This window comes from Neorhizobium sp. PAMB6716 (assembly GCF_058242805.1).
The window spans coordinates 563,927-583,623 of the sequence record NZ_CM177835.1 but is presented as its reverse complement, the minus strand read 5'-3'; the positions used below and the strand labels follow the sequence as shown (position 1 = coordinate 583,623).

Annotated in this window: 17 protein-coding genes; 15 read left to right on the top strand and 2 right to left on the bottom strand. The window is 61.2% G+C overall.

Annotation, left to right across the window (positions count from 1 at the left end; genetic code table 11):
* Nucleotides 1-11: 11 nt before the first annotated feature.
* The 5 genes from preA to AC4CWH_RS02745 all read left to right on the top strand — a co-directional run bounded on the left by preA (nucleotide 12) and on the right by AC4CWH_RS02745 (nucleotide 4,025).
* Nucleotides 12-1,325, top strand: coding sequence for an NAD-dependent dihydropyrimidine dehydrogenase subunit PreA (gene preA, locus AC4CWH_RS02765; protein ID WP_491320280.1), 1,314 nt, complete (start codon nucleotides 12-14; stop codon nucleotides 1,323-1,325).
* A gap of 570 nt (nucleotides 1,326-1,895) precedes the next feature.
* The gene (locus AC4CWH_RS02760) at nucleotides 1,896-2,096 is read left to right on the top strand and encodes a type II toxin-antitoxin system VapB family antitoxin (protein ID WP_491284100.1); all 201 of its coding nucleotides are present in this window, start codon (nucleotides 1,896-1,898) and stop codon (nucleotides 2,094-2,096) included.
* Nucleotides 2,093-2,476: a type II toxin-antitoxin system VapC family toxin gene (locus AC4CWH_RS02755; protein WP_491320279.1), complete on the top strand. Its 384-nt coding sequence runs from the start codon at nucleotides 2,093-2,095 to the stop codon at nucleotides 2,474-2,476. The genes AC4CWH_RS02760 and AC4CWH_RS02755 overlap by 4 nt, the downstream gene beginning before the upstream one ends.
* Nucleotides 2,477-2,626: 150 nt before the next feature.
* On the top strand, nucleotides 2,627-2,827 hold the full coding sequence (locus tag AC4CWH_RS02750; protein WP_491320278.1) for a hypothetical protein: 201 nt from the start codon (nucleotides 2,627-2,629) through the stop codon (nucleotides 2,825-2,827).
* Nucleotides 2,828-3,044: 217 nt separating this feature from the next.
* Nucleotides 3,045-4,025 (top strand): diguanylate cyclase domain-containing protein, encoded by a 981-nt coding sequence (locus AC4CWH_RS02745; protein WP_491320277.1) that lies wholly within the window; start codon nucleotides 3,045-3,047, stop codon nucleotides 4,023-4,025.
* A gap of 234 nt (nucleotides 4,026-4,259) precedes the next feature.
* Here AC4CWH_RS02745 and AC4CWH_RS02740 read toward each other — a convergent pair whose 3' ends face one another.
* Nucleotides 4,260-5,156, bottom strand: a complete 897-nt coding sequence (locus tag AC4CWH_RS02740; protein WP_491320276.1) for a LysR family transcriptional regulator — start codon at nucleotides 5,154-5,156, stop codon at nucleotides 4,260-4,262.
* Nucleotides 5,157-5,265: 109 nt separating this feature from the next.
* Between AC4CWH_RS02740 and AC4CWH_RS02735 the strand changes: the two genes are divergently transcribed.
* Nucleotides 5,266-6,294, top strand: a complete 1,029-nt coding sequence (locus tag AC4CWH_RS02735; protein ID WP_491320275.1) for a YeiH family protein — start codon at nucleotides 5,266-5,268, stop codon at nucleotides 6,292-6,294.
* A gap of 7 nt (nucleotides 6,295-6,301) precedes the next feature.
* Here the strand turns inward: AC4CWH_RS02735 and AC4CWH_RS02730 are convergent, their stop codons facing one another.
* Nucleotides 6,302-6,946 (bottom strand): TetR family transcriptional regulator C-terminal domain-containing protein, encoded by a 645-nt coding sequence (locus tag AC4CWH_RS02730; RefSeq protein ID WP_491320274.1) that lies wholly within the window; start codon nucleotides 6,944-6,946, stop codon nucleotides 6,302-6,304.
* A gap of 293 nt (nucleotides 6,947-7,239) precedes the next feature.
* Between AC4CWH_RS02730 and AC4CWH_RS02725 the strand changes: the two genes are divergently transcribed.
* The 9 genes from AC4CWH_RS02725 (at nucleotide 7,240) to AC4CWH_RS02685 (ending at nucleotide 19,678) form a co-directional block, all read left to right on the top strand.
* A complete protein-coding gene (locus AC4CWH_RS02725; RefSeq protein WP_491320273.1) occupies nucleotides 7,240-8,493 on the top strand; it encodes a Zn-dependent hydrolase in 1,254 nt (417 codons plus the stop codon).
* Nucleotides 8,494-8,764: 271 nt separating this feature from the next.
* Nucleotides 8,765-10,219, top strand: a complete 1,455-nt coding sequence (gene hydA / locus AC4CWH_RS02720) for a dihydropyrimidinase (RefSeq protein ID WP_491320272.1) — start codon at nucleotides 8,765-8,767, stop codon at nucleotides 10,217-10,219.
* Nucleotides 10,220-10,312: 93 nt separating this feature from the next.
* Entirely contained in the window at nucleotides 10,313-11,104 is a 792-nt protein-coding gene (locus AC4CWH_RS02715; RefSeq protein ID WP_491320271.1) for an ABC transporter ATP-binding protein, read from the top strand.
* Nucleotides 11,105-11,143: 39 nt separating this feature from the next.
* Nucleotides 11,144-12,022: an ABC transporter permease gene (locus tag AC4CWH_RS02710; RefSeq protein ID WP_491320270.1), complete on the top strand. Its 879-nt coding sequence runs from the start codon at nucleotides 11,144-11,146 to the stop codon at nucleotides 12,020-12,022.
* Nucleotides 12,019-12,885 (top strand): ABC transporter permease, encoded by an 867-nt coding sequence (locus tag AC4CWH_RS02705; protein WP_491320269.1) that lies wholly within the window; start codon nucleotides 12,019-12,021, stop codon nucleotides 12,883-12,885. Before AC4CWH_RS02710 ends, AC4CWH_RS02705 begins: the two co-directional genes overlap by 4 nt.
* Nucleotides 12,886-12,923: 38 nt before the next feature.
* Nucleotides 12,924-13,916, top strand: coding sequence for an ABC transporter substrate-binding protein (locus tag AC4CWH_RS02700; RefSeq protein ID WP_491320268.1), 993 nt, complete (start codon nucleotides 12,924-12,926; stop codon nucleotides 13,914-13,916).
* Between the two features lie 358 nt (nucleotides 13,917-14,274).
* Nucleotides 14,275-15,495: an efflux RND transporter periplasmic adaptor subunit gene (locus AC4CWH_RS02695; RefSeq protein WP_491321336.1), complete on the top strand. Its 1,221-nt coding sequence runs from the start codon at nucleotides 14,275-14,277 to the stop codon at nucleotides 15,493-15,495.
* 11 nt (nucleotides 15,496-15,506) lie between these two features.
* Nucleotides 15,507-18,836: an efflux RND transporter permease subunit gene (locus AC4CWH_RS02690; RefSeq protein WP_491320267.1), complete on the top strand. Its 3,330-nt coding sequence runs from the start codon at nucleotides 15,507-15,509 to the stop codon at nucleotides 18,834-18,836.
* A 155-nt stretch (nucleotides 18,837-18,991) separates the two neighbouring features.
* Nucleotides 18,992-19,678: a Crp/Fnr family transcriptional regulator gene (locus AC4CWH_RS02685; protein ID WP_491320266.1), complete on the top strand. Its 687-nt coding sequence runs from the start codon at nucleotides 18,992-18,994 to the stop codon at nucleotides 19,676-19,678.
* Nucleotides 19,679-19,697 lie beyond the last annotated feature (19 nt).

Below are 19,697 nucleotides of genomic sequence, written 5' to 3'. Positions count from 1 at the left end.
GAGGATGAACCATGGCTGATCTCAGGAATAATTTCGTCGGCATCAAATCGCCCAACCCCTTCTGGCTGGCGTCTGCGCCACCCACCGACAAGGCCTATAACGTCGAGCGCGCCTTCAAGGCGGGCTGGGGCGGTGTCGTGTGGAAGACGCTCGGCTCGGAAGGCCCGCCGGTCGTCAACGTCAACGGTCCGCGTTACGGCGCGATCTGGGGCGCCGACCGCAGGCTGCTCGGCTTGAACAATATCGAACTGATCACCGACCGCGACCTGCAGACGAACCTGCGCGAAATGAAACAGGTCAAGATGAACTGGCCGGACCGGGCGCTCGTCGCCTCGATCATGGTGCCTTGCGTGGAAGAAGAGTGGCGCGCCATCCTGCCGCTGGTCGAAGAAACCGGCGTCGATGGCATCGAGCTGAACTTCGGCTGTCCTCACGGCATGTCCGAGCGCGGCATGGGATCGGCCGTCGGACAGGTGCCGGAATATATCGAGATGGTGGTGCGCTGGTGCAAGCAATATACCCGCATGCCCGTCATCACCAAACTGACGCCGAACATTTCCGACATCCGCCACCCGGCACGCGCGGCAAAACGCGGCGGCACCGATGCCGTCTCGCTCATCAACACCATTTCCTCCATCGTCTCGGTCGATCTCGATACGTTTTCGCCCAATCCCTCGATCGGCGGAAAGGGCAGCCATGGCGGTTATTGCGGCCCGGCGGTGAAACCCATTGCGCTCAACATGGTCGCCGAAATTGCCCGCGATGCGGAAACCTACCGCATGCCGATCTCCGGCATCGGCGGCGTCACCACCTGGCGCGATGCGGCGGAATTTTTAGCACTCGGCGCCGGCAATGTGCAGGTCTGCACCGCCGCCATGACCTATGGCTTCAAGATCGTTGAGGAAATGATTTCCGGTCTCTCCGACTGGATGGACGAAAAGGGCCACAAAACGCTCGATGACATCACCGGCCGCGCCGTCGGCAATGTCACCGACTGGCAGTTTCTCAACCTCAACTATGTCGCCAAAGCCCATATCGACCAGGACGCCTGCATCAAATGCGGCCGCTGCCATATCGCCTGCGAGGATACCTCGCACCAGGCGATCACCCAGATGGTCGATGGCGTGCGCCACTTCGAGGTGATCGAGGAGGAATGCGTCGGCTGCAATCTCTGCGTCAACGTCTGCCCGGTGGAAAACTGCATCACGCTGGAGGCACTGCCGGCCGGAGACCTGGACAAACGCACCGGCAAGCGCGTGGATCCGGCTTACGCGAACTGGACGCAGCATCCGAACAACCCGATGGCAAGGGTTGCGGCGGAGTAAGGGGCACGAGGCGGGCGGGGTGTGATGCCCCGCTTGCGGGATGTGGGGGTGGAAGGGATTGCAGCCTTGCGCCGGAAGCAGTCGCCAGCTTGTAAGGTCAAAAGCCTCTCCAGAAACAGGAACAAGCCCGCTCATGCCCCGGATGGGACTGTTACGATCCCTTCTGCGTCAACATGGCTGATTTAGGATGCGGTCGTTTTGCGGTAGAGGTCCCTGACGATCAACAGTGCCCAGTCATAACATGCAAACATCCGATATGTGGGACTGGTTCCCTATCGTCTTCTTTCCGCTCAAGATTCTCGTGTTGGGCGTGGGCATGTTCTACGCCATCAAATGGCATCGCGATCAGGAGAAAAAGAAGTAGCGCCATCAGCGGCGCGTCCGAGCAGCGCCCCGCCAATTGGGGAAGCTATTTCTGCTGCGTCGCCCCCGCCTCCGTTGCGCCTCATGCAACCGAGGAGACTGTGCCAAGGGTCTGAGACCATGCGCGCCGGTGCAACCGCGCCTTCGATAAGCTTGGCGTTTAGCACCAGATGGTGCTAATTTGGCAGCAGCAGAGGAGCCTAAGTCATGCGCTCAACAATAAAACTCGACGACCAGCTTCTTGAGCAGGCACGAGCCCTCACCGGTACGAAGGAAACGGCAGCGCTTGTTCGCCAAGCGTTGGAGACGCTTGTGCGTATCGAATCCGGCAGGCGCCTCGCAGCCCTTGGTGCCTCCATGCCTGACGCAGAAGCAGCACCGCGCCACCGCAGCGACAGCGGCGCATGATCTTGGTCGATACCTCCATCTGGATCGATCATTTTCGGCATGGCGACGATGAACTCCGTAGGATCCTCGAAGAGGACCGTCTGTTGTGCCACCCCTTCGTGATTGGGGAACTGGCGCTTGGCAGTCTGCGAAATCGTGATGCGGTCATTGCGTTGCTTGAGGCACAGCAACAAGCCTTGGTAGCCACACACGAGGAAGTCATGCTGATGATCGCACGTGATTCCATATTCAGCTTGGGCATCGGCTATACAGACGCACATTTGCTCGCATCGACTCTGTTCGATCGCAGATATGCCTTATGGACCAGAGACAAAAGGCTTACCGCTGCGGCTCAAAAGGTGGGCGCACGGCTTCATACACCGACCACTATCGTCAGTTGAATGCACGAGAACATTGCCTTCACCATCCCCCACATTACAAATCATTCGCGATGCGATAAGAGCAGACCTTCTCTGCCTCCCCAACCGGCGACAACTGGTCGGCAGACACCTTTTCGCACCCATTCCGGAGATAGAAACATTATCAAGATCATGGTTTTGCTGCACAGCGCGGTTGGCGTGGACTGGCAGTCTCCCCCGAAGGGCACCAGCCTGAAGACGCTCGGTGAAGCCGAAGAGCAGGGGTTTGTCGAGGTGCGCGGCGAGTTCCAGAAGCGACAGATGCGCCTGACGGCGCTTGGCGTCCAGCATCTGGAGCGCGACAGGCGACGGCTGGAAGCGCGCCGGACGTAAGCTGCGCGCGCCGCGGCCTCACTTGCCGGTGTCGCGTGCAGCGGCGGCAAGACCCAAGGACCCGGCCATCCAAACACCCTCAAGGTCAATCGAACGTGACAGTCGCACCGGGCGTGAGGACCAAAAGGCAGGCGAAGCATCTGGCCAAATCAGCCGGTGAAAGGCATAATTGTCGCTTGAACTTTCGTGCCATATCTTCGCATGCATTGGATCTGCAATGGTGGAATCGATACCGGATATTCTGAGGTCCTGGCTGGAAACGCCAGGCCGGGACTTGGATGGATCGAGCCCCATTCTGAAGAGCGGTGCGCCTCCGGGCAATTTTGGCGATCTGGGCACGTTGATCGACCGCTCGTTCAAGGCGGCGCGCGTCGGCATCTGGGAATGCAGCCTGCCGGATGAGACGCTGCGCTGGACAGACACGGTGTTTGAGCTGTTCGACATCGAGCCGCAATCGGCGATCAGCCGCGATTACATCGTCTCGCTTTATTGTCCGCAATCGCGTCTTGAGCTGAAGGCCGTGCGCGACAAGGCAATCGAAGACGGCACGGGCTTCACGCTCGATGCCCGCATCACGACGGCCAAGGGCAATCTTCGCTGGATCCGGATCACCGCAATCGTCGACCGGATCGACGGGCGTCCGGTCCGCATTTTCGGCATGAAGCAGGATATCACCTCGGAAAAGCTGATGTTCGAGCAGATCCGCCGCATGACAGAGGTGGACAGCCTGACCGGCCTTGCGTCGCGCGCACGGTTCGAGGACCTGTTTCGCACGATCTGGACGGAAAAGCAGGCCTTGCCCCACGCCCTGCTGCTGATCGATCTCGATGGCTTCAAGGCGGTCAATGACCGGCTCGGGCATCAGGCCGGCGATGAATTCCTGCGGTTGACGGCGCGCCGCCTGATCGAGGCAGCACCCACGGCCGTGATGCGGGCGCGGATCGGCGGCGACGAATTCGCCATCATCCAGGCTTTCGAGACGCAGCAAGACCTGATCATGCTGACCCGGCAGATCGCCGAGGTGCTGGATGATGACGTATCCCTCAGCCTCCACGGCCTGACGGTGAGCGCCTCGATCGGCGCGGCGGCGATCAGCCCGACCAGCACGCCGGAGGAAATTTTCCTGCGGGCAGACCGGGCGCTTTACCGCGCCAAGGCCTGCGGCAAGGCCGCCTTCAACCTTGATCTGCAGCCATGACGACAGGCTTCTCCCCCGCGCTCCGCACCGGATAACAGACATCGGATTTCGTAAAAACCGCCGAGGAAACAAAAAACCGGGAGCCATTTTGTCTCATGCGACGCTCCAGGCCGAGCGGGCGACAGACAACAGGCGCCTGCCTCGAATGGCTTTTTTCGCTTGCGCGCCATTCGCAACGCTTGTGATGGAAGACAATGCTGCGGCACCGCCTTTCCCGAGGGCGAGCCGGTCCGGTTATGCCCCGTCGGGCGGCCCCTCGCCCAGCACCGCCACCATCGCCCGCATGGCGCGCGTTTCATGCCGTTCGCGGTGGCGCAGGAGAAAGAACGGCCGCGTCGGCATGGGGAAATCCGGCATGACCAGCCGACCTTGCGCCAGATGCGCCTCTACCGCGCGAAAGGAGAGGACGGCAGCGCCCGTGCCGGCTTCGACGGCCGCGATAACGGCTTCATTGGAGGGCAGTTCCAGCGCCACCTGAAGGGCCGCGGGCGCGATGCCCAGCCGTTGCAACTCCTGTTCAAGGCCAGCGCGCGTGCCAGATCCCGGTTCACGGTGGATCCAGCTTGTGGTCAGAAGATCGGTCGGGGCAAGCCCCTCGCCTTTGGCCCAGCGGTGGCGCCGGCCAACAACCAGCACCAGCCGGTCCTCTCCCACCCGCGTGACCGAGAGCGCCGGCGCATCCACCTGCCCCTCGACCACGGCAAGATCGGCGCGCCCCGCCAGCACCGCCTCGGCTGCCTGTCGCGTATTGCCGACGCTGATGGCCAGCAGCACCGGCGGATGACGCTCGCGGTAGACCATCAGCCGCGAGGGCAGCCAATAGCTTGCCACCGTCTGGCTGGCGTGGATCGACAGCGTGCCGGAGGGCGCGCCAGACAGATCCTTCAACAGGCGCGCGGCCTCATCCGCCTGCTCCAGCACGGCACGCGCCTGCGGCAGAAACAGCCGGCCCGCCTCGGTCAGTTCGATGCCGCGCCCGACGCGGTTGAACAATTTTATGCCGTGGCGTGTTTCCAGCGCGGCAACGGCGGCGCTGACGGTCGATTGCGTGAGATTGAGCTGTTCGGCAGCCCGCGTGACATGGCTTTCCACAGCCACCGCCAGAAAGATCCGCAACTGTTCAAGGGTCATCAGCAATCATCGTTATTTTCGATTAAACTGACAATATCGATTTGTTGGACCGATGAAAGGGGCCGGCGCACACTGCGGGCATCAAATTTTTCAGAATGATGCGCCTGTCATGCCGAACCAAACTCTCCCCGCTGATCGCGCCAAGACCCCGGCCATGCCAGGCCTTGACCTGCTGCCGGGCCTTGCCCTGACCGGCACCATTGCCGCGTCCGCCATGCTGTTTCGCGCCTATTCCGGCATCGGCGCGCTGTCACCGCTCATTCTTTCGATCATCATCGGCATGGTGATCGGCAATTTCACCCAGCCGCCAGCCGCCTGCCGCCCCGGCATGGCATTTTCGCTCAAACGGCTGCTGCGCTTCGGCATCATTCTGCTCGGGTTGCAGATCACGTTGTCGCAGGTCCTCTCACTGGGTCTTGGCGGCCTGATCACCGTGACGCTGACGCTGGCCGTCAGTTTCCTCGCCATCATGGCTGGGGGCCGTGTACTCGGCGTCGACCGGCAGTTGACCGGGCTGATCGCCGCCGGCACCTCCGTCTGTGGCGCATCGGCCGTGATTGCCGCCAATGCGGCGGTGCGTGGACGCGACGAAGATGTGGCCTATGCGGTGGCCTGCGTCACCATTTTCGGCTCCATCTCCATGCTCGCTTATCCGCTGCTGATGGTGCCTCTGCATCTGGATACGACGGCCTATGGCCTGTGGTCGGGCGCCACCATTCACGAGGTGGCGCAGGTCGTGGCCGCCACCTTCCAGGCCGGCGATCTTGCCGGCCAGTATGGCACGATCGGCAAGCTTGCCCGCGTCATGCTGCTGGCACCGCTGGTTCTGACGCTGGCGCTGACCGTGTTTAAAAGACCGGCGGGCGAGAAAGCGGCGGGCTCACCCTTCCCGTGGTTCGTCATCGGCTTTCTGCTGATGGTGGCGTTCAACAGCGCCGCAAGCCTGCCGTCTGAATTCCGCCAGATCGCCAGCCAGGCGGCGACCTTTCTGCTTGCAACAGGCCTTGCAGCGATGGGCCTGCAGACGCAGGTGCGCCAGCTTGCGGCCCGCGGCCTGCGGCCGCTGGCGCTTGGCGCCTTCGGCTGGCTGTTCATCTCGGGTTTCGGTTATATGATGGTGAAGCTGACCGGCTTTTGAGCCCACGTCAGCTGACAGCCTTTTCCACCTTCAGCCCGCGCAGAAAAAGCTCTTCCAGATAGCGGGCGGCATCCTCGAAACGGCCTTCTCCGGCCTTGTTGCCAAGGACAGCGCGCACCTGCACGTCAAAATCGGCATAATGCTGCGTGGTCGACCAGATCGAGAAGATGAGGTGGTAGGGATCGCATTTGGCGATCTTGCCGGCCTTTGCCCAGGTGCGGATGACCTGCGCCTTCTCGTCCACCAGTGCCTTCAGGGGGCCGGTCAACTCGTCCTCGATATGCGGCGCACCCTGCAGGATTTCGTTGGCAAACAGCCGGCTTTCGCGCGGAAAATCCCGCGACATTTCCAGCTTGCGGCGAATATAGGAGCGGATTTCAGACTCGGGATCGCCGTCCGCATCAAAGGCCTTCAGAGGCTCCAGCCAGGTAAACAGCATGCGGTCGAGAAGCGTGCGATGCACGGCCTCCTTGGTGCGGAAATAATAGAGCAGATTGGGTTTTGACATGCCCGCAGCGTCTGCGATCTGGTCGATCGTTGCGCCGCGAAAGCCATAGGCGGAAAACACGTCCAGCGCCGCTTCGAGGATCTTTTCCTCTTTCTCCTCTTGAATGCGGGTGCGCCGCTGCGTTTTCGCCGCTCGTGGAATCATGGACCCGTTATCCCCTCTTGCACTGCGCACGACAAGACGCAGATGCACAAAAATTACCCCAGAAAGCCCGTTGCCGGATTTCTGTTCATTTTTTCATCCCGGCGGCGTTTTTCGACTTGAGTGCAACCACGGAAATTGTAAGGTTTTACCAACCGGTCAATTTATCGGCGACGCACCCGACAAAGGCAAGCCATAGCTTGCTGCATCACAAGAAGGACGCGCGCCACGACCGCATGGGAACAGCAGCCGGGCATCAGACCCCCAAGGGCTGAAACAGTTGAAGGAATGAGCGAATGGTGGCGGCACCAGGCGAGAACTTGCGTGTGAACGGCGATCGGCTGTGGGACATGCTGATGGAGATGGCGAAGATCGGCCCCGGCATTGCCGGCGGCAACAATCGCCAGACCCTGACGGATGAAGACAGCGAAGGGCGCCACCTGTTCAAGCGCTGGTGCGATGAGGCGGGACTTATCCTCGGCGTCGACCAGATGGGCACGATGTTTGCAACGCGCCCCGGCACCGATCCGGATGCGCTTCCCGTCTATGTCGGCAGCCATCTCGATACGCAGCCAACGGGCGGTAAATATGACGGCGTGCTGGGCGTGCTCGCCGGGCTCGAAGTCATCCGCACGCTGAACGATCTCAACATCCAGACAAAACATCCGATCGTCGTGACAAACTGGGCAAACGAGGAAGGCGCCCGTTTTGCGCCGGCCATGCTGGCATCTGGCGTGTTTGCTGGCATCCACAGTCTCGATTACGCCTACGGACGAAAAGACCCCGACGGCAAGACCTATGGCGAGGAACTGAAGCGCATCGGCTGGCTGGGTGATGAAGAGGTCGGCGCGCGAAAGATGCACGCCTATTTCGAATATCACATCGAGCAGGGCCCGATCCTTGAAGCCGAGGAGAAGCAGATTGGCGTGGTCACCCACTGCCAGGGGCTGTGGTGGCTTGAATTTACGCTAGTCGGACGCGAGGCGCATACCGGCTCGACGCCGATGACCATGCGCGTCAATGCCGGCCTCGCCTTCGGCCGCATCCTGGAAATGGTGCAGGCGGTTGCCATGGAAGAGCAGCCGGGGGCCGTTGCCGGCGTCGGACAGGCCTTCTTCTCCCCCAATTCGCGCAATGTACTGCCCGGCAAGATTGTCTTCACCGTCGACATGCGCACGCCAAGCCAGGAAAAGCTCGACCGCATGCGGGCAAAGATCGAGGCGGAGGCCGCAAAGATCTGCGAACCGCTCGGCGTCGGCTGCTCGGTGGAAGCGGTCGGCCATTTCGATCCGGTGACGTTCGATCCGGTGCTGGTGGAACGCGTACGCTCGGCTGCCGAAAAACTCGGCTACAGCCACATGGACATCATCTCCGGCGCCGGCCACGATGCCTGCTGGGCGGCAAGGCTTGCCCCCTCCACCATGATCATGTGCCCCTGCGTTAACGGCGTCAGCCACAACGAGGCGGAAGAGATTTCCAAGGAGTGGGCAGCAGCCGGCTGCGACGTGCTGTTTCACGCGGTGGTGGAAACTGCGGAGATTGTGGGGTGAGAATTTTCTGGAAAGTTTCAGGGAGGGAAGCAAAGCCTACCAAGGGCCCAACCGATCCGCTGCCAGTCTATAAATGCTTCCCCAAGGGTCGGTTGTCGAACGAAGATATTCATTCAACCAAATTCGCCAAAATCGAAGACGCTGCAATGTACCTTATTAGCAACCCTGGTGCGGGAATCAGGGTGTCAGCAGTTGGAACTGGCAAGGGCGAGAAAACAGCTATTCTTAACTCGAGCCTCGTCATTGAGCTAGATTAGAGGGTCAATCCACCATGACAACAGTCATCAAAAACGGCACGATCGTCACCGCCGATCTCACCTACAAGGCGGATGTGAAGGTGGACGGTGGGCGGATCATCGAGATCGGCGAAAACCTCTCCGGCGATACCGTGCTGGACGCCACCGGCTGTTATGTCATGCCCGGCGGTATCGATCCGCATGTGCATCTGGAAATGCCGTTCATGGGCACCTATTCCGCCGATGATTTTGAAAGCGGCACCCGTGCTGCCTTGGCCGGCGGCACAACCATGGTGGTGGATTTCTGTCTGCCCGATCCCGGTCAGTCGCTTCTCGATGCGCTGAAGCGCTGGGACAACAAGGCGACGCGGGCCAATTGCGATTATTCCTTCCACATGGCCGTCACCTGGTGGGGCGAGCAGGTGTTCAACGACATGAAGACGGTCGTTGAAGAGAAAGGCATCAACACCTTCAAGCATTTCATGGCCTACAAGGGCGCGCTGATGGTGAACGATGACGAGATGTTCGCCTCGTTTTCGCGCTGCGCCGAGTTGGGCGCGCTGCCGCTGGTGCATGCCGAAAACGGCGATATCGTTGCCGCCATGCAGGAAAAGCTGATGGCAGAGGGCAATAACGGCCCGGAGGCGCATGCCTATTCGCGGCCCGCCAGCGTCGAGGGCGAGGCCACCAACCGCGCCATCATTATTGCCGATATGGCGGGCGCGCCGCTTTATGTTGTCCATACCTCCTGCGAACAGGCGCATGAAGCCATCCGCCGCGCGCGCCAGAACGGCATGCGGGTTTATGGTGAACCGCTGATCCAGCACCTGACGCTGGATGAAAGCGAATATTCAAATCCCGACTGGGACCATGCCGCACGCCGCGTGATGAGCCCACCTTTCCGCAACAAGCAGCATCAGGATAGTCTCTGGGCGGGGCTTGCGAGCGGCTCCCTGCAGGTCGTCGCAACCGACCACTGCGCCTTCACCACCGACCAGAAGCGTTATGGCGTGGGCGATTTCCGAAAGATCCCGAACGGCACCGGCGGACTGGAAGATCGCATGCCGATGCTCTGGACCCATGGCGTGGCGACCGGCCGCATCACCATGAACGAATTCGTCGCCGTCACCTCCACCAACATCGCCAAAATCCTCAACGTCTATCCGAGGAAGGGCGCCATCCTCGTCGGCGCCGATGCCGATCTCGTCGTCTGGGATCCGACGCTGACCAAGACCATCAGTGCCAAGGCCCAGCAATCCGCGATCGATTACAATGTCTTCGAGGGCAAGGCCGTCAAAGGTCTGCCGCGCTACACGCTGACCCGCGGCGTCGTTGCCATCGAAGAGGGTGCGATCAAGACCCGCGAGGGCCACGGCCAGTTCGTGGCGCGCGAGCCCTATCCGGCCGTCTCCAAGGCGCTGTCCACCTGGAAGGAACTGACGGCCCCACGCAAGGTGGAACGCTCGGGCATTCCAGCATCGGGCGTGTGAGAGGCGCATGACGCGGTACATCAAGCGGCGATATTTTCAGCCAAAGGCCCATCCGGGCCTTTGCGCACGCATCATTTCCGACAAGGCTTTTTCATGAACCCCTCGCCTCTTTCCGTCGTTTCCGCCCAAAATCTTGGCCTCACCTTCGAGACCAATGATGGGCCTGTGCATGCGCTGTCGAATGTCGATCTCGAGATCAACAAGGGTGATTTCGTCTCTTTCATCGGCCCGTCCGGCTGTGGCAAGACGACATTTTTGCGCGTCATCGCGGATCTCGAAAAACACACGGCCGGCACCATCACCGTCAACGGCATGACGCCGGAGGAGGCGCGCAAGAACCGCTCCTACGGTTACGTCTTCCAGGCAGCCGCCCTTTATCCCTGGCGCAGCATCGAGAAAAACATCGCGCTGCCGCTCGAAATCATGGGTTATGCGAAATCCGAGCAGGACAAGCGGGTCGCTGCCATGCTCGATCTCGTTAATCTCAGTGGCTTTGGCAAAAAATACCCCTGGCAGCTCTCCGGCGGCATGCAGCAGCGCGCCTCGATTGCCCGCGCGCTCGCTTTCGATGCCGACCTGCTGCTGATGGACGAACCCTTTGGGGCGCTTGACGAAATCGTGCGCGATCACCTCAACGAACAGCTGTTGAAGCTTTGGGCGGCAACGAAAAAGACCATCTGTTTCGTCACCCATTCCATTCCTGAAGCGGTTTATCTCTCCACCAAGATCGTCGTCATGAGCCCCCGCCCCGGCCGCGTCACCGATATCATCACATCGACACTGCCTCGGGAGCGCCCGCTCGATATCCGCGAGACACCGGAATTTCTGGAGATTGCCCACCGCGTGCGCCAGGGCCTGAAGGCGGGGCATAGCTATGACGAATAGTGTTTTGCAAACGGCCTTTTTAGCGCAAGGGGGAACGCCATGAGCGCCTACCTGCGTGACCGCATCCTGCCGGTTCTCACCGTCATTGCCGCCATCCTCGTCCTCTGGCATGTCGCCGTCGTTTACCTCAACGCCCCCTTCGTGCGCGATCAGGCGGCCCGCGCCGGCGAGGCGATCACGCTGTCGCAGATCGTGGAGCGCACGTTTGCGCAGGAGCGGCCGGTGCTGCCCGCGCCGCACCAGATCGTCGCCGAGCTTTGGGATACCACCGTCAACAAGGCGGTCACCTCCAAGCGCAGCCTCGTCTACCATGCCTGGATCACGCTTTCGGCGACGCTTGCGGGCTTTGGCATGGGGACGGCGCTCGGCATCGCGCTTGCCATCGGCATCGTTCACAGCCGGGCGATGGATCGCTCGCTGCTGCCCTGGGTGATTGCGAGCCAGACCATTCCGATCCTTGCCATCGCGCCGATGATCATCGTTGTTTTGAATTCCGTGGGCATATCCGGGCTGATGCCCAAGGCGCTGATTTCCACCTATCTGTCGTTTTTCCCCATCGTCGTTGGCATGGTGAAGGGCCTGCGCAGCCCCGAGGTGCTGCTGATCGATCTCATGCACACCTATCACGCAAGCCAGGCCCAAACCTTCTGGAAGCTGCGCTGGCCGGCCTCCATGCCTTATCTCTTCACCTCGCTGAAGGTGGCCATCGCCATTTCGCTGGTTGGGGCGATTGTCGGGGAACTTCCGACGGGTGCGGTGGCGGGGCTTGGGGCGCGTCTGCTGTCCGGTTCCTATTACGGCCAGACGATCCAGATCTGGGCTGCCCTCTTCATGGCCGCCGGGCTTGCCGCCGTGCTTGTCTCCATCGTCGGTTTTGCCCATCAACGGGTGCTGAAGCGCATGGGGGTAAAGCCATGAGCGGTTTTCTTGTCTTTGCCCTCGTCTTCTGGATTTTTGCCTGGGGGCTGAATGCCTGGCTGGTGAAGCTCAGGCCGAAAAACCGGAATTTTGCGCGGCTGATCGGCATTGTCGTGCCGGTGCTGTTCGGGGTGACGCTGCTCGTCATCTGGGAATGTGTGGTGCGCGGCTTTGCCATCCCCTCCATCCTTCTGCCGCCGCCCTCGATGATCTGGACACGCATCCTCTCCTCGACGCCGATCCTCTGGGCGGATTTCCAGCAGACGTTTTTGAAATCAGTCATCACGGGTTATGTCGCCGGCTGCGGCCTTGGCTTTATCGTCGCGATCCTCATCGACCGCTCGCCGTTTTTGCAAAAGGGCCTGCTGCCCATCGGCAATTTCGTTTCCGCGCTTCCGGTGGTCGGCGTCGCCCCGATCATGGTCATGTGGTTCGGCTTTGACTGGCCCTCCAAGGTCGCCGTCGTCGTGATCATGACCTTCTTTCCGATGCTGGTGAACACGGTGCAGGGGCTTTCGGCATCCAGCCACATGGAGCGCGACCTGATGCGCACCTATGCCGCCGGCTGGGGCCAGACGCTCATCAAGCTCCGGCTTCCGGCCGCCTGGCCGTTCATCTTCAATGCGCTGAAGATCAATTCGACGCTGGCGCTGATCGGTGCCATCGTGGCGGAATTCTTCGGCACGCCCATCGTCGGCATGGGCTTTCGCATCTCCACGGAAGTGGGGCGCAGCAATGTCGACATGGTCTGGGCCGAGATCGCGGTGGCCGCGCTCGCAGGTTCGGTCTTTTACGGTCTGGTGGCGCTCAGTGAGCGGGCCGTCACCTTCTGGCATCCGTCCGTCCGTGGTGGGCGGGCGTAAGGGTAAAATCGCAAACAACAACAAGAGGGAACTGAACCATGACAATCAAACTAGCCTCCCTGCTGCTGGCCGCAGCAGTTTCGCTGACGGCCATGCAGGCTGCCGCCGCCGATAAGGTGACGCTGCAGCTGAAATGGGTGACGCAGGCGCAGTTCGCCGGTTATTACGTCGCCAAGGACAAGGGCTTTTACAAGGAAGAAGGCCTCGACGTCGACATCAAGCCGGGCGGCCCGGACATTGCCCCGCCGCAGGTTCTGGCCGGTGGTGGCGCTGATGTGATCGTCGACTGGATGCCGTCTGCCCTTGCAACGCGCGAAAAAGGCGTTCCGCTCGTCAACATCGCCCAGCCCTTCAAGTCGTCGGGCATGATGCTGACGTGCCTCAAGGAAACCGGCATCACCAAGCCCGCCGATTTCAAGGGCAAGACGCTCGGCGTCTGGTTCTTCGGCAACGAATATCCGTTCCTCTCCTGGATGGCGACGCTCGGCATCAAGACGGATGGCTCCGCCGATGGCGTCAAGGTTCTGAAGCAGGGTTTTAACGTCGATCCGCTCTTGCAGAAGCAGGCCGCCTGCATCTCCACCATGACCTACAATGAATACTGGCAGGTCATCGATGCCGGCATCAAGCCGGAGCAGCTGGTCACCTTCCAGTATGAAAAGGAAGGCGTGGCGACGCTGGAAGACGGGCTTTACGTTCTGGAAGACAAGCTGAAGGACCCGGCTTTCAAGGAAAAGATGGTCAAGTTCGTGCGCGCTTCGATGAAGGGCTGGAAGTGGGCCGAGAAGAACCCGGATGAAGCAGCCGGCATCGTTCTGGAAAACGACGCCTCAGGCGCGCAGACCGAAAAGCACCAGAAGCGCATGATGGGCGAAGTGGCAAAGCTGACGGCCGGCTCCAACGGCGCACTGGACAAGGCGGACTACGACCGCACGGTCAAAACCCTGCTCGGTGGCGGTTCGGATCCTGTCATCACCAAGGAACCAAAGGGCGCCTACACGACCGAGATCACGGCGGCGGCACTGAAGTAAAAACATCCGCCTGATCTACTTGAGTTATACTGACGCGCGGCCTCTGCCGCGCGTTTTTTATTGCACCACGCGAAATTGTGGTCTCTCTGCCACAGAATTGATCAACGCGGCTGATACGGTTGAACTGGTCACGTTTTCTTGTACGCTGATCTTGCGGGAAAATTCCGACGTAACCACCTATGCGTCGATAACTATTAGACCGACGCCAGCTGCCATTTTTTGGCCCGCCAAACAGCAGGAGGAGGCTGTGCGGCGCGCAACGCCGTTTAAAAAGATCCTCTGAAATTTCGGCGCGCTTTCCCCTGGAGGCAGCGCCCGCATGCAGGAACAGGTCGGAAAGCTCATGATTGCCCAGAAGATGCCCGCTGCCATACTGACAACCGCCGCCGGCCTGTTTGCAGCAGTGCTTGCCTTTCCGGCAGGCGCGCAGCAGGCGGCCGCGCCGGGCGCAACGCCATCACCAGTCTCTGCACCGGCCCCTGCCGCTGGCCAGGTGGCGCTTCCGGCAATCGTGGTGACAGAAGCGGTGGACAGGCCCTTGACCGACAGCGTCGTTGCAAGCGGCACGATCCGCGCTGTGCAGGAGGTTTACGTCCAGCCGCTGGTGGACGGGCTTTCGATCAAGTCGCTCGGGGCCGATGTGGGAGACCGGGTCAAGGCCGGCGATGTGGTCGCCACGCTCAACGAAGACACGCTTCTCCTGCAAAAGAGCCAGCAGCAGGCCAACAAGGCCAAGGCAGAAGCAGCCCTTGCCCAGTACCAGGCGCAGGTTATCGAGGCGGAAGCCAATCTGGATGATGCGGTCCGCCAGCGCAACCGGGCGCAGACGCTGAGCCGCAACGGCACGGTGTCGGCCTCGCAGGTTGAACAGCTGACAGCGACGGCATCGGCTGCCGAAGCGCGCCTTAATGCGGCCCGTCAGGCGGTTAATGTCGGCAGGGCCGACATCAAGGTGGTCGATGCCCAGATCGACGATATCGACCTTCGTCTGGAACGCACCGCCATCAAGGCGCCAGTGGATGGCGTGGTGTCGGTGCGCAACGCCAAGATCGGCGCGATTGCCGCGGGCTCCGGCTCTCCCCTCTTCACGCTCATCCGCGACGGCGATATCGAGCTTGTGGCCGATGTTGCCGAAGGCGATATCCGCCGCATCAAACAGGGTTTGTCCGCACGCGTGATGATCAATGGCGCCGATCAGCCGCTGTCGGGCACCGTGCGCCTCGTGTCGCCCACCGTCGATCCGGTCACCCGCCTTGGCGCGGTGCATATCGCATTGGACGAGAACAGCGGCGCAAAAGCCGGCATGTACGGATCAGCCAACATCATAGTCACCGAGACCACGGCGCTGTCGCTGCCGCAATCGGCGGTGACAACGGATCGCCACGGCTCCATCGCCCGGCGGGTGGAGAACAATGTGGTGAAGCAGGTCAAGATCGAAACCGGCATCCAGCATGACGGGTATGTTGAGATCCTGAGCGGTCTTGCCGCCGGTGATGTGGTGGTGGCCAAGGCCGGCGCCTTTGTGCGCGATGGCGACCGCATCACACCGGTGCGGGCCGCCCCCGTCGTTTCGAACTGAGAGCGCACAAGATGAACTTTTCCGCCTGGTCGATCCGAAACCCCATCGCGCCGCTTCTTGCCTTCGCCCTCCTGATGTTCATGGGCATTCAGGCCTTCAACAAGCTGCCGATCACGCGATTCCCGAATATCGATGTGCCGGTGGTTTCCATCACCGTCACGCAGAGCGGCGCCTCGCCGGCCGAGCTTGAAATGCAGGTGACGAAGGAGATCGAGGACGCGGTTGCCTCGATCAGCGGCGTCGATGAAATCTCCTCCACCGTCACCGATGGCCAGTCGCAGACCGTCGTGCTGTTTCGCATCGAAAAGCCGACGGAAGAAGCGGTGCAGGACACCAAGGACGCCATCGACCGCATCCGGGGTGATCTTCCGGCCTCTGTCGAAGAGCCGATCGTCACCAAGGTTGACGTGGAAGGACAGGCGATCCAGACCTTTGCCGTTTCCTCGCCCAACATGACGCTGGAAGAGCTGTCCTGGTTCGTGGACGATACGATCACCCGCTCGCTGCAGGGCCAGCCCGGCATCGGCCGCATCGATCGGTACGGCGGCGCCGACCGCGAGATCAACATCGCGCTTGACCAGAACAAGCTGAACGCCTTCGGCATCACCGCACCCCAGGTGAACCAGCAGCTGCGCGGCACCAATGTCGATCTCGGTTCCGGCCGTGGGCAGGTGGGCGAAAACGAGCAGACCATCCGCACGCTTGGCGATTCGCGTGATGTGACGCAGCTTGCCAACACGACGATTGCACTGCCGAACGGCAATTTCGTCAAGCTCACCGATCTCGGCACCGTCAAGGATACCTATGAGGAGCCGAAGTCGTTTTCGCGCTTCAATGGCGAACCGACCGTCACTTTTGCCGTGTTCCGCGCCAAGGGCGCCAGCGAAGTCTCGGTGGCCGAAACCGTGGCGGAGCAGCTGGATGGCATCCGCAAGGACCATCCGAACGTCTCGATCCAGATGGTCGATGATAGCGTCTACTTCACCTATGGCAATTACGAAGCCGCCATCCACACGCTGATCGAGGGCGCGATCCTTGCCGTCATCGTCGTCATGCTCTTTCTGCGCAATTGGCGCGCCACGCTGATTTCAGCCGTTGCGCTACCGCTTTCAGCCATCCCCACCTTCTGGGTGATGGACCTCATGGGCTTTTCGCTCAACCTCGTGAGCTTCCTCGCGCTGACGCTGGCCACCGGCATTCTCGTTGACGATGCCATCGTTGAGGTGGAAAACATCGCCCGGCATATCAAGATGGGCAAGACGCCTTATCGGGCAGCACTGGAAGCGGCCGACGAAATTGGCCTTGCGGTGATTGCCACAAGCTTCACCATCATTGCCGTCTTCGTGCCCGTGTCGTTCATGCCGGGCATTCCCGGCCAGTATTTCATCCAGTTCGGCCTGACGGTTGCCTTCTCCGTCCTCTTCTCGCTGCTTGTGGCGCGCCTCATAACACCGCTGATGGCCGCCTACCTGATGCGGGCGGAAGACGCGATGGACGACCATCACGACAATGACGGCCGCCTGATGAAGGCCTATACGCGGCTTGTGTCCGGCACCACGCGTCGCTGGTACATGCGGTATGCGACGCTCGTTGGCGCCATTGCCTTCCTCATCGGCTCCATCATGCTCTTGATGCAGGTACCTGGCAGCTTTCTTCCGCCGGAAGATTCCTCGCGCATCGTGCTCTCGGTGGAACTGCCGCCGAACGCAACGCTGGAGGAAACCTCTGCCACATCAACGGTGATTTACGACACGATCAAGGGTCTCGACGGCGTTGAAAGCGTCTTCGTGCTCGGCGGCGCCTCGCCGAAGGGTGACCTGGAACGGCGCCGCGCCACCGTGCGCGTCATTCTCGGCACCATCGAACATTCGCTGGTAAAGACGCTGGTCAACAAGGGGCTGGGCTCGCTGCCGTTCATCGGCACACATTTGCCGAAACTGCCCGAAAATGGCCGAACCCGGCCGCAATGGGAGATTGAGAAGGAGCTGTTTGCCAAGGTACGCGGCATTCCGGACGTGCGCATCACCAAGCTCAACGACCGCGGCGAACGGGAACTGTCCTTCAACTTCCTCGCCAGCAACAACGAGGACCTGAACGCGGCCGTCGACAAGCTGGAAAGCCGTCTGCGCGCCTCGCCCATCCTTGCCAATGTCTCCTCCGAAGGCGCACTGCCGCGCCCCGAACTGCAGATCCGTCCGCGCAAGGATGAAGCCGCACGCCTCGGCATCACCCCGCAACAGATTTCAGAGACCGTGCGGGTCGCCACCATCGGCGATATCGATTCGGCGCTGCCAAAGATCTCGCTGGATGATCGGCTGATCCCCATCCGGGTGCAGGCCTCGCTTGATCTCCGGCGCGACCTGCAGGCCATCCGCGCGCTGCGCATTGCAACGGCAAACGGCACAAGCGTTCCGCTGTCGAGCGTTGCGGATGTCGATTATTCGGAAGGCCCAAGCTCCATCAAGCGCCATTCGCGCCAGCGCGTCGTTGCCATCGGTTCCGACGTGCCGCAGGGCACGGCGCTCGATACGGCAACAGCCGAGTTCAAGCGCATCGTTGAGGAAACCAACCTGCCGGCAACGGTGCGGCTCGCTGAAAGCGGCGATGCCAAGGTGCAGGGCGAAATGGTGCAGGGTTTTGCCAATGCCATGCTGCTGGGCCTGCTTCTGGTGCTCGTGGTGCTCATCCTGCTGTTCAAGGACGTGATCCAGCCCTTCACCATTCTCTTCTCGCTGCCGCTTGCCATCGGCGGCGTGGCGGTGGGCTTGATCGTCACCAACAATGCGCTCTCCATGCCGGTGCTGATCGGCATCCTGATGCTGATGGGCATTGTGACGAAAAACGCCATCCTGCTCGTCGATTTTGCCATCGAAATGAAACGGCACGGCATGCAGCGTGTCGATGCCATGGTGGAAGCCGGCCGCAAACGGGCGCGCCCGATCATCATGACCTCGATTGCCATGTCGGCGGGCATGCTGCCTTCAGCACTTGGTGTGGGCGAAGGCGGCTCCTTCCGCTCGCCCATGGCAATTGCCGTGATCGGCGGCATCATCGTCTCCACGGTCTTGAGCCTTCTCGTGGTGCCGGCCTTCTTCCTCATCATGGATGACCTTTCACGCCTGCTCGGCCGCATCTTCGGCCGCTTCGTCGGCAAGAAGGAAAAAGAGGAGGCGGTTCTTTCCGCCGAGGAACTGAGCGAGGCCAGCCGTCGCAACGCGGCGCGCCTTGCGGCCCTCGAAAACCGCCTTGCCGGCGAACAGCGCAAGGACGCAGGTCCCGGCCGGACGGACACGCCGGCTGCCAACAACGTGCTGCGCCTGCCGCCGCTTGCGGCCGAATAAAGCATGGGCTTTGGCGGCAAAGCCGCCCTGCCCGTTGAAACAGTGCCTGAAACAAAGCCCGGTTTGATCGATGTCAAATCGGGCTTTTCCACGCAATGCTAGAAAATCCCCCGGATGCACGCAAAACCGTACCGGACATGCGAAGGGGGCATGACATGTTGGACAAGAGCCACAAAGCCAATATCCGTGAACGTGGTCTTCTGACGAAGACGCCTTTCCTCAGCGCGCTCTCAGGCGCGGCGCTGGCAAGGCTGCTGGATTCGGCGCATGTTTACAGCATGGCCGCCCGGGCCAATGTGTTTCGCGAGGGCGAACCGGCACTGGCCTTTTACTGCGTGCTCTCAGGTTATGTCAGGCTTTACCGCGTCAGCCGCGATGGACGCCAGGCCGATATCCGCATCTGCGCCCCCGGCGACGTGTTTGCCGAATGCCTGATCTTCGGCGGCGAAAAATACCGGTTTAGCGCCCAGGCGGCGGAAAACGTCAGCCTTGCCCGTTTCGACATACAGGACGTGCGCGAACTCGCCGTGCAGGATACACAGGTCGCCAAGGCCATCATGACAGCACTCTCGACCCACCTTCTCTCCACCATGGACTGCGTGGTAAACGACCGCCTGCACACGGCGCCGCAGCGGGTTGCCGATTACCTGATCAACCGCTGCGGGGCGGCCACCGGCGCTGCCTCCATCCGCCTGCCCTTCCAGAAAAATCTTCTGGCCGGCATGTTGGGTCTTGCGCCGGAAGCGCTGTCCCGCGCCTTCTCATCGCTGCGCCGCATCGGGGTGACCGTGCGCGGACGCGTGATCCAGATCGGCGATGTCTCGGCTTTGAAGGATGTGTGAGGTTTCCCGGCCGACGGAC

What these genes read in the sequence shown, in the direction of transcription:
- preA (WP_491320280.1), top strand. Translation starts at nt 12, where the DNA reads ATGGCTGATCTCAGGAATAATTTCGTCGGCATCAAATCGCCCAACCCC.
- AC4CWH_RS02760 (WP_491284100.1), top strand. Translation starts at nt 1,896, where the DNA reads ATGCGCTCAACAATAAAACTCGACGACCAGCTTCTTGAGCAGGCACGA.
- AC4CWH_RS02755 (WP_491320279.1), top strand. Translation starts at nt 2,093, where the DNA reads ATGATCTTGGTCGATACCTCCATCTGGATCGATCATTTTCGGCATGGC.
- AC4CWH_RS02750 (WP_491320278.1), top strand. Translation starts at nt 2,627, where the DNA reads ATGGTTTTGCTGCACAGCGCGGTTGGCGTGGACTGGCAGTCTCCCCCG.
- AC4CWH_RS02745 (WP_491320277.1), top strand. Translation starts at nt 3,045, where the DNA reads ATGGTGGAATCGATACCGGATATTCTGAGGTCCTGGCTGGAAACGCCA.
- AC4CWH_RS02740 (WP_491320276.1), bottom strand. Translation starts at nt 5,156, where the DNA reads ATGACCCTTGAACAGTTGCGGATCTTTCTGGCGGTGGCTGTGGAAAGC.
- AC4CWH_RS02735 (WP_491320275.1), top strand. Translation starts at nt 5,266, where the DNA reads ATGCCGAACCAAACTCTCCCCGCTGATCGCGCCAAGACCCCGGCCATG.
- AC4CWH_RS02730 (WP_491320274.1), bottom strand. Translation starts at nt 6,946, where the DNA reads ATGATTCCACGAGCGGCGAAAACGCAGCGGCGCACCCGCATTCAAGAG.
- AC4CWH_RS02725 (WP_491320273.1), top strand. Translation starts at nt 7,240, where the DNA reads ATGGTGGCGGCACCAGGCGAGAACTTGCGTGTGAACGGCGATCGGCTG.
- hydA (WP_491320272.1), top strand. Translation starts at nt 8,765, where the DNA reads ATGACAACAGTCATCAAAAACGGCACGATCGTCACCGCCGATCTCACC.
- AC4CWH_RS02715 (WP_491320271.1), top strand. Translation starts at nt 10,313, where the DNA reads ATGAACCCCTCGCCTCTTTCCGTCGTTTCCGCCCAAAATCTTGGCCTC.
- AC4CWH_RS02710 (WP_491320270.1), top strand. Translation starts at nt 11,144, where the DNA reads ATGAGCGCCTACCTGCGTGACCGCATCCTGCCGGTTCTCACCGTCATT.
- AC4CWH_RS02705 (WP_491320269.1), top strand. Translation starts at nt 12,019, where the DNA reads ATGAGCGGTTTTCTTGTCTTTGCCCTCGTCTTCTGGATTTTTGCCTGG.
- AC4CWH_RS02700 (WP_491320268.1), top strand. Translation starts at nt 12,924, where the DNA reads ATGACAATCAAACTAGCCTCCCTGCTGCTGGCCGCAGCAGTTTCGCTG.
- AC4CWH_RS02695 (WP_491321336.1), top strand. Translation starts at nt 14,275, where the DNA reads ATGCCCGCTGCCATACTGACAACCGCCGCCGGCCTGTTTGCAGCAGTG.
- AC4CWH_RS02690 (WP_491320267.1), top strand. Translation starts at nt 15,507, where the DNA reads ATGAACTTTTCCGCCTGGTCGATCCGAAACCCCATCGCGCCGCTTCTT.
- AC4CWH_RS02685 (WP_491320266.1), top strand. Translation starts at nt 18,992, where the DNA reads ATGTTGGACAAGAGCCACAAAGCCAATATCCGTGAACGTGGTCTTCTG.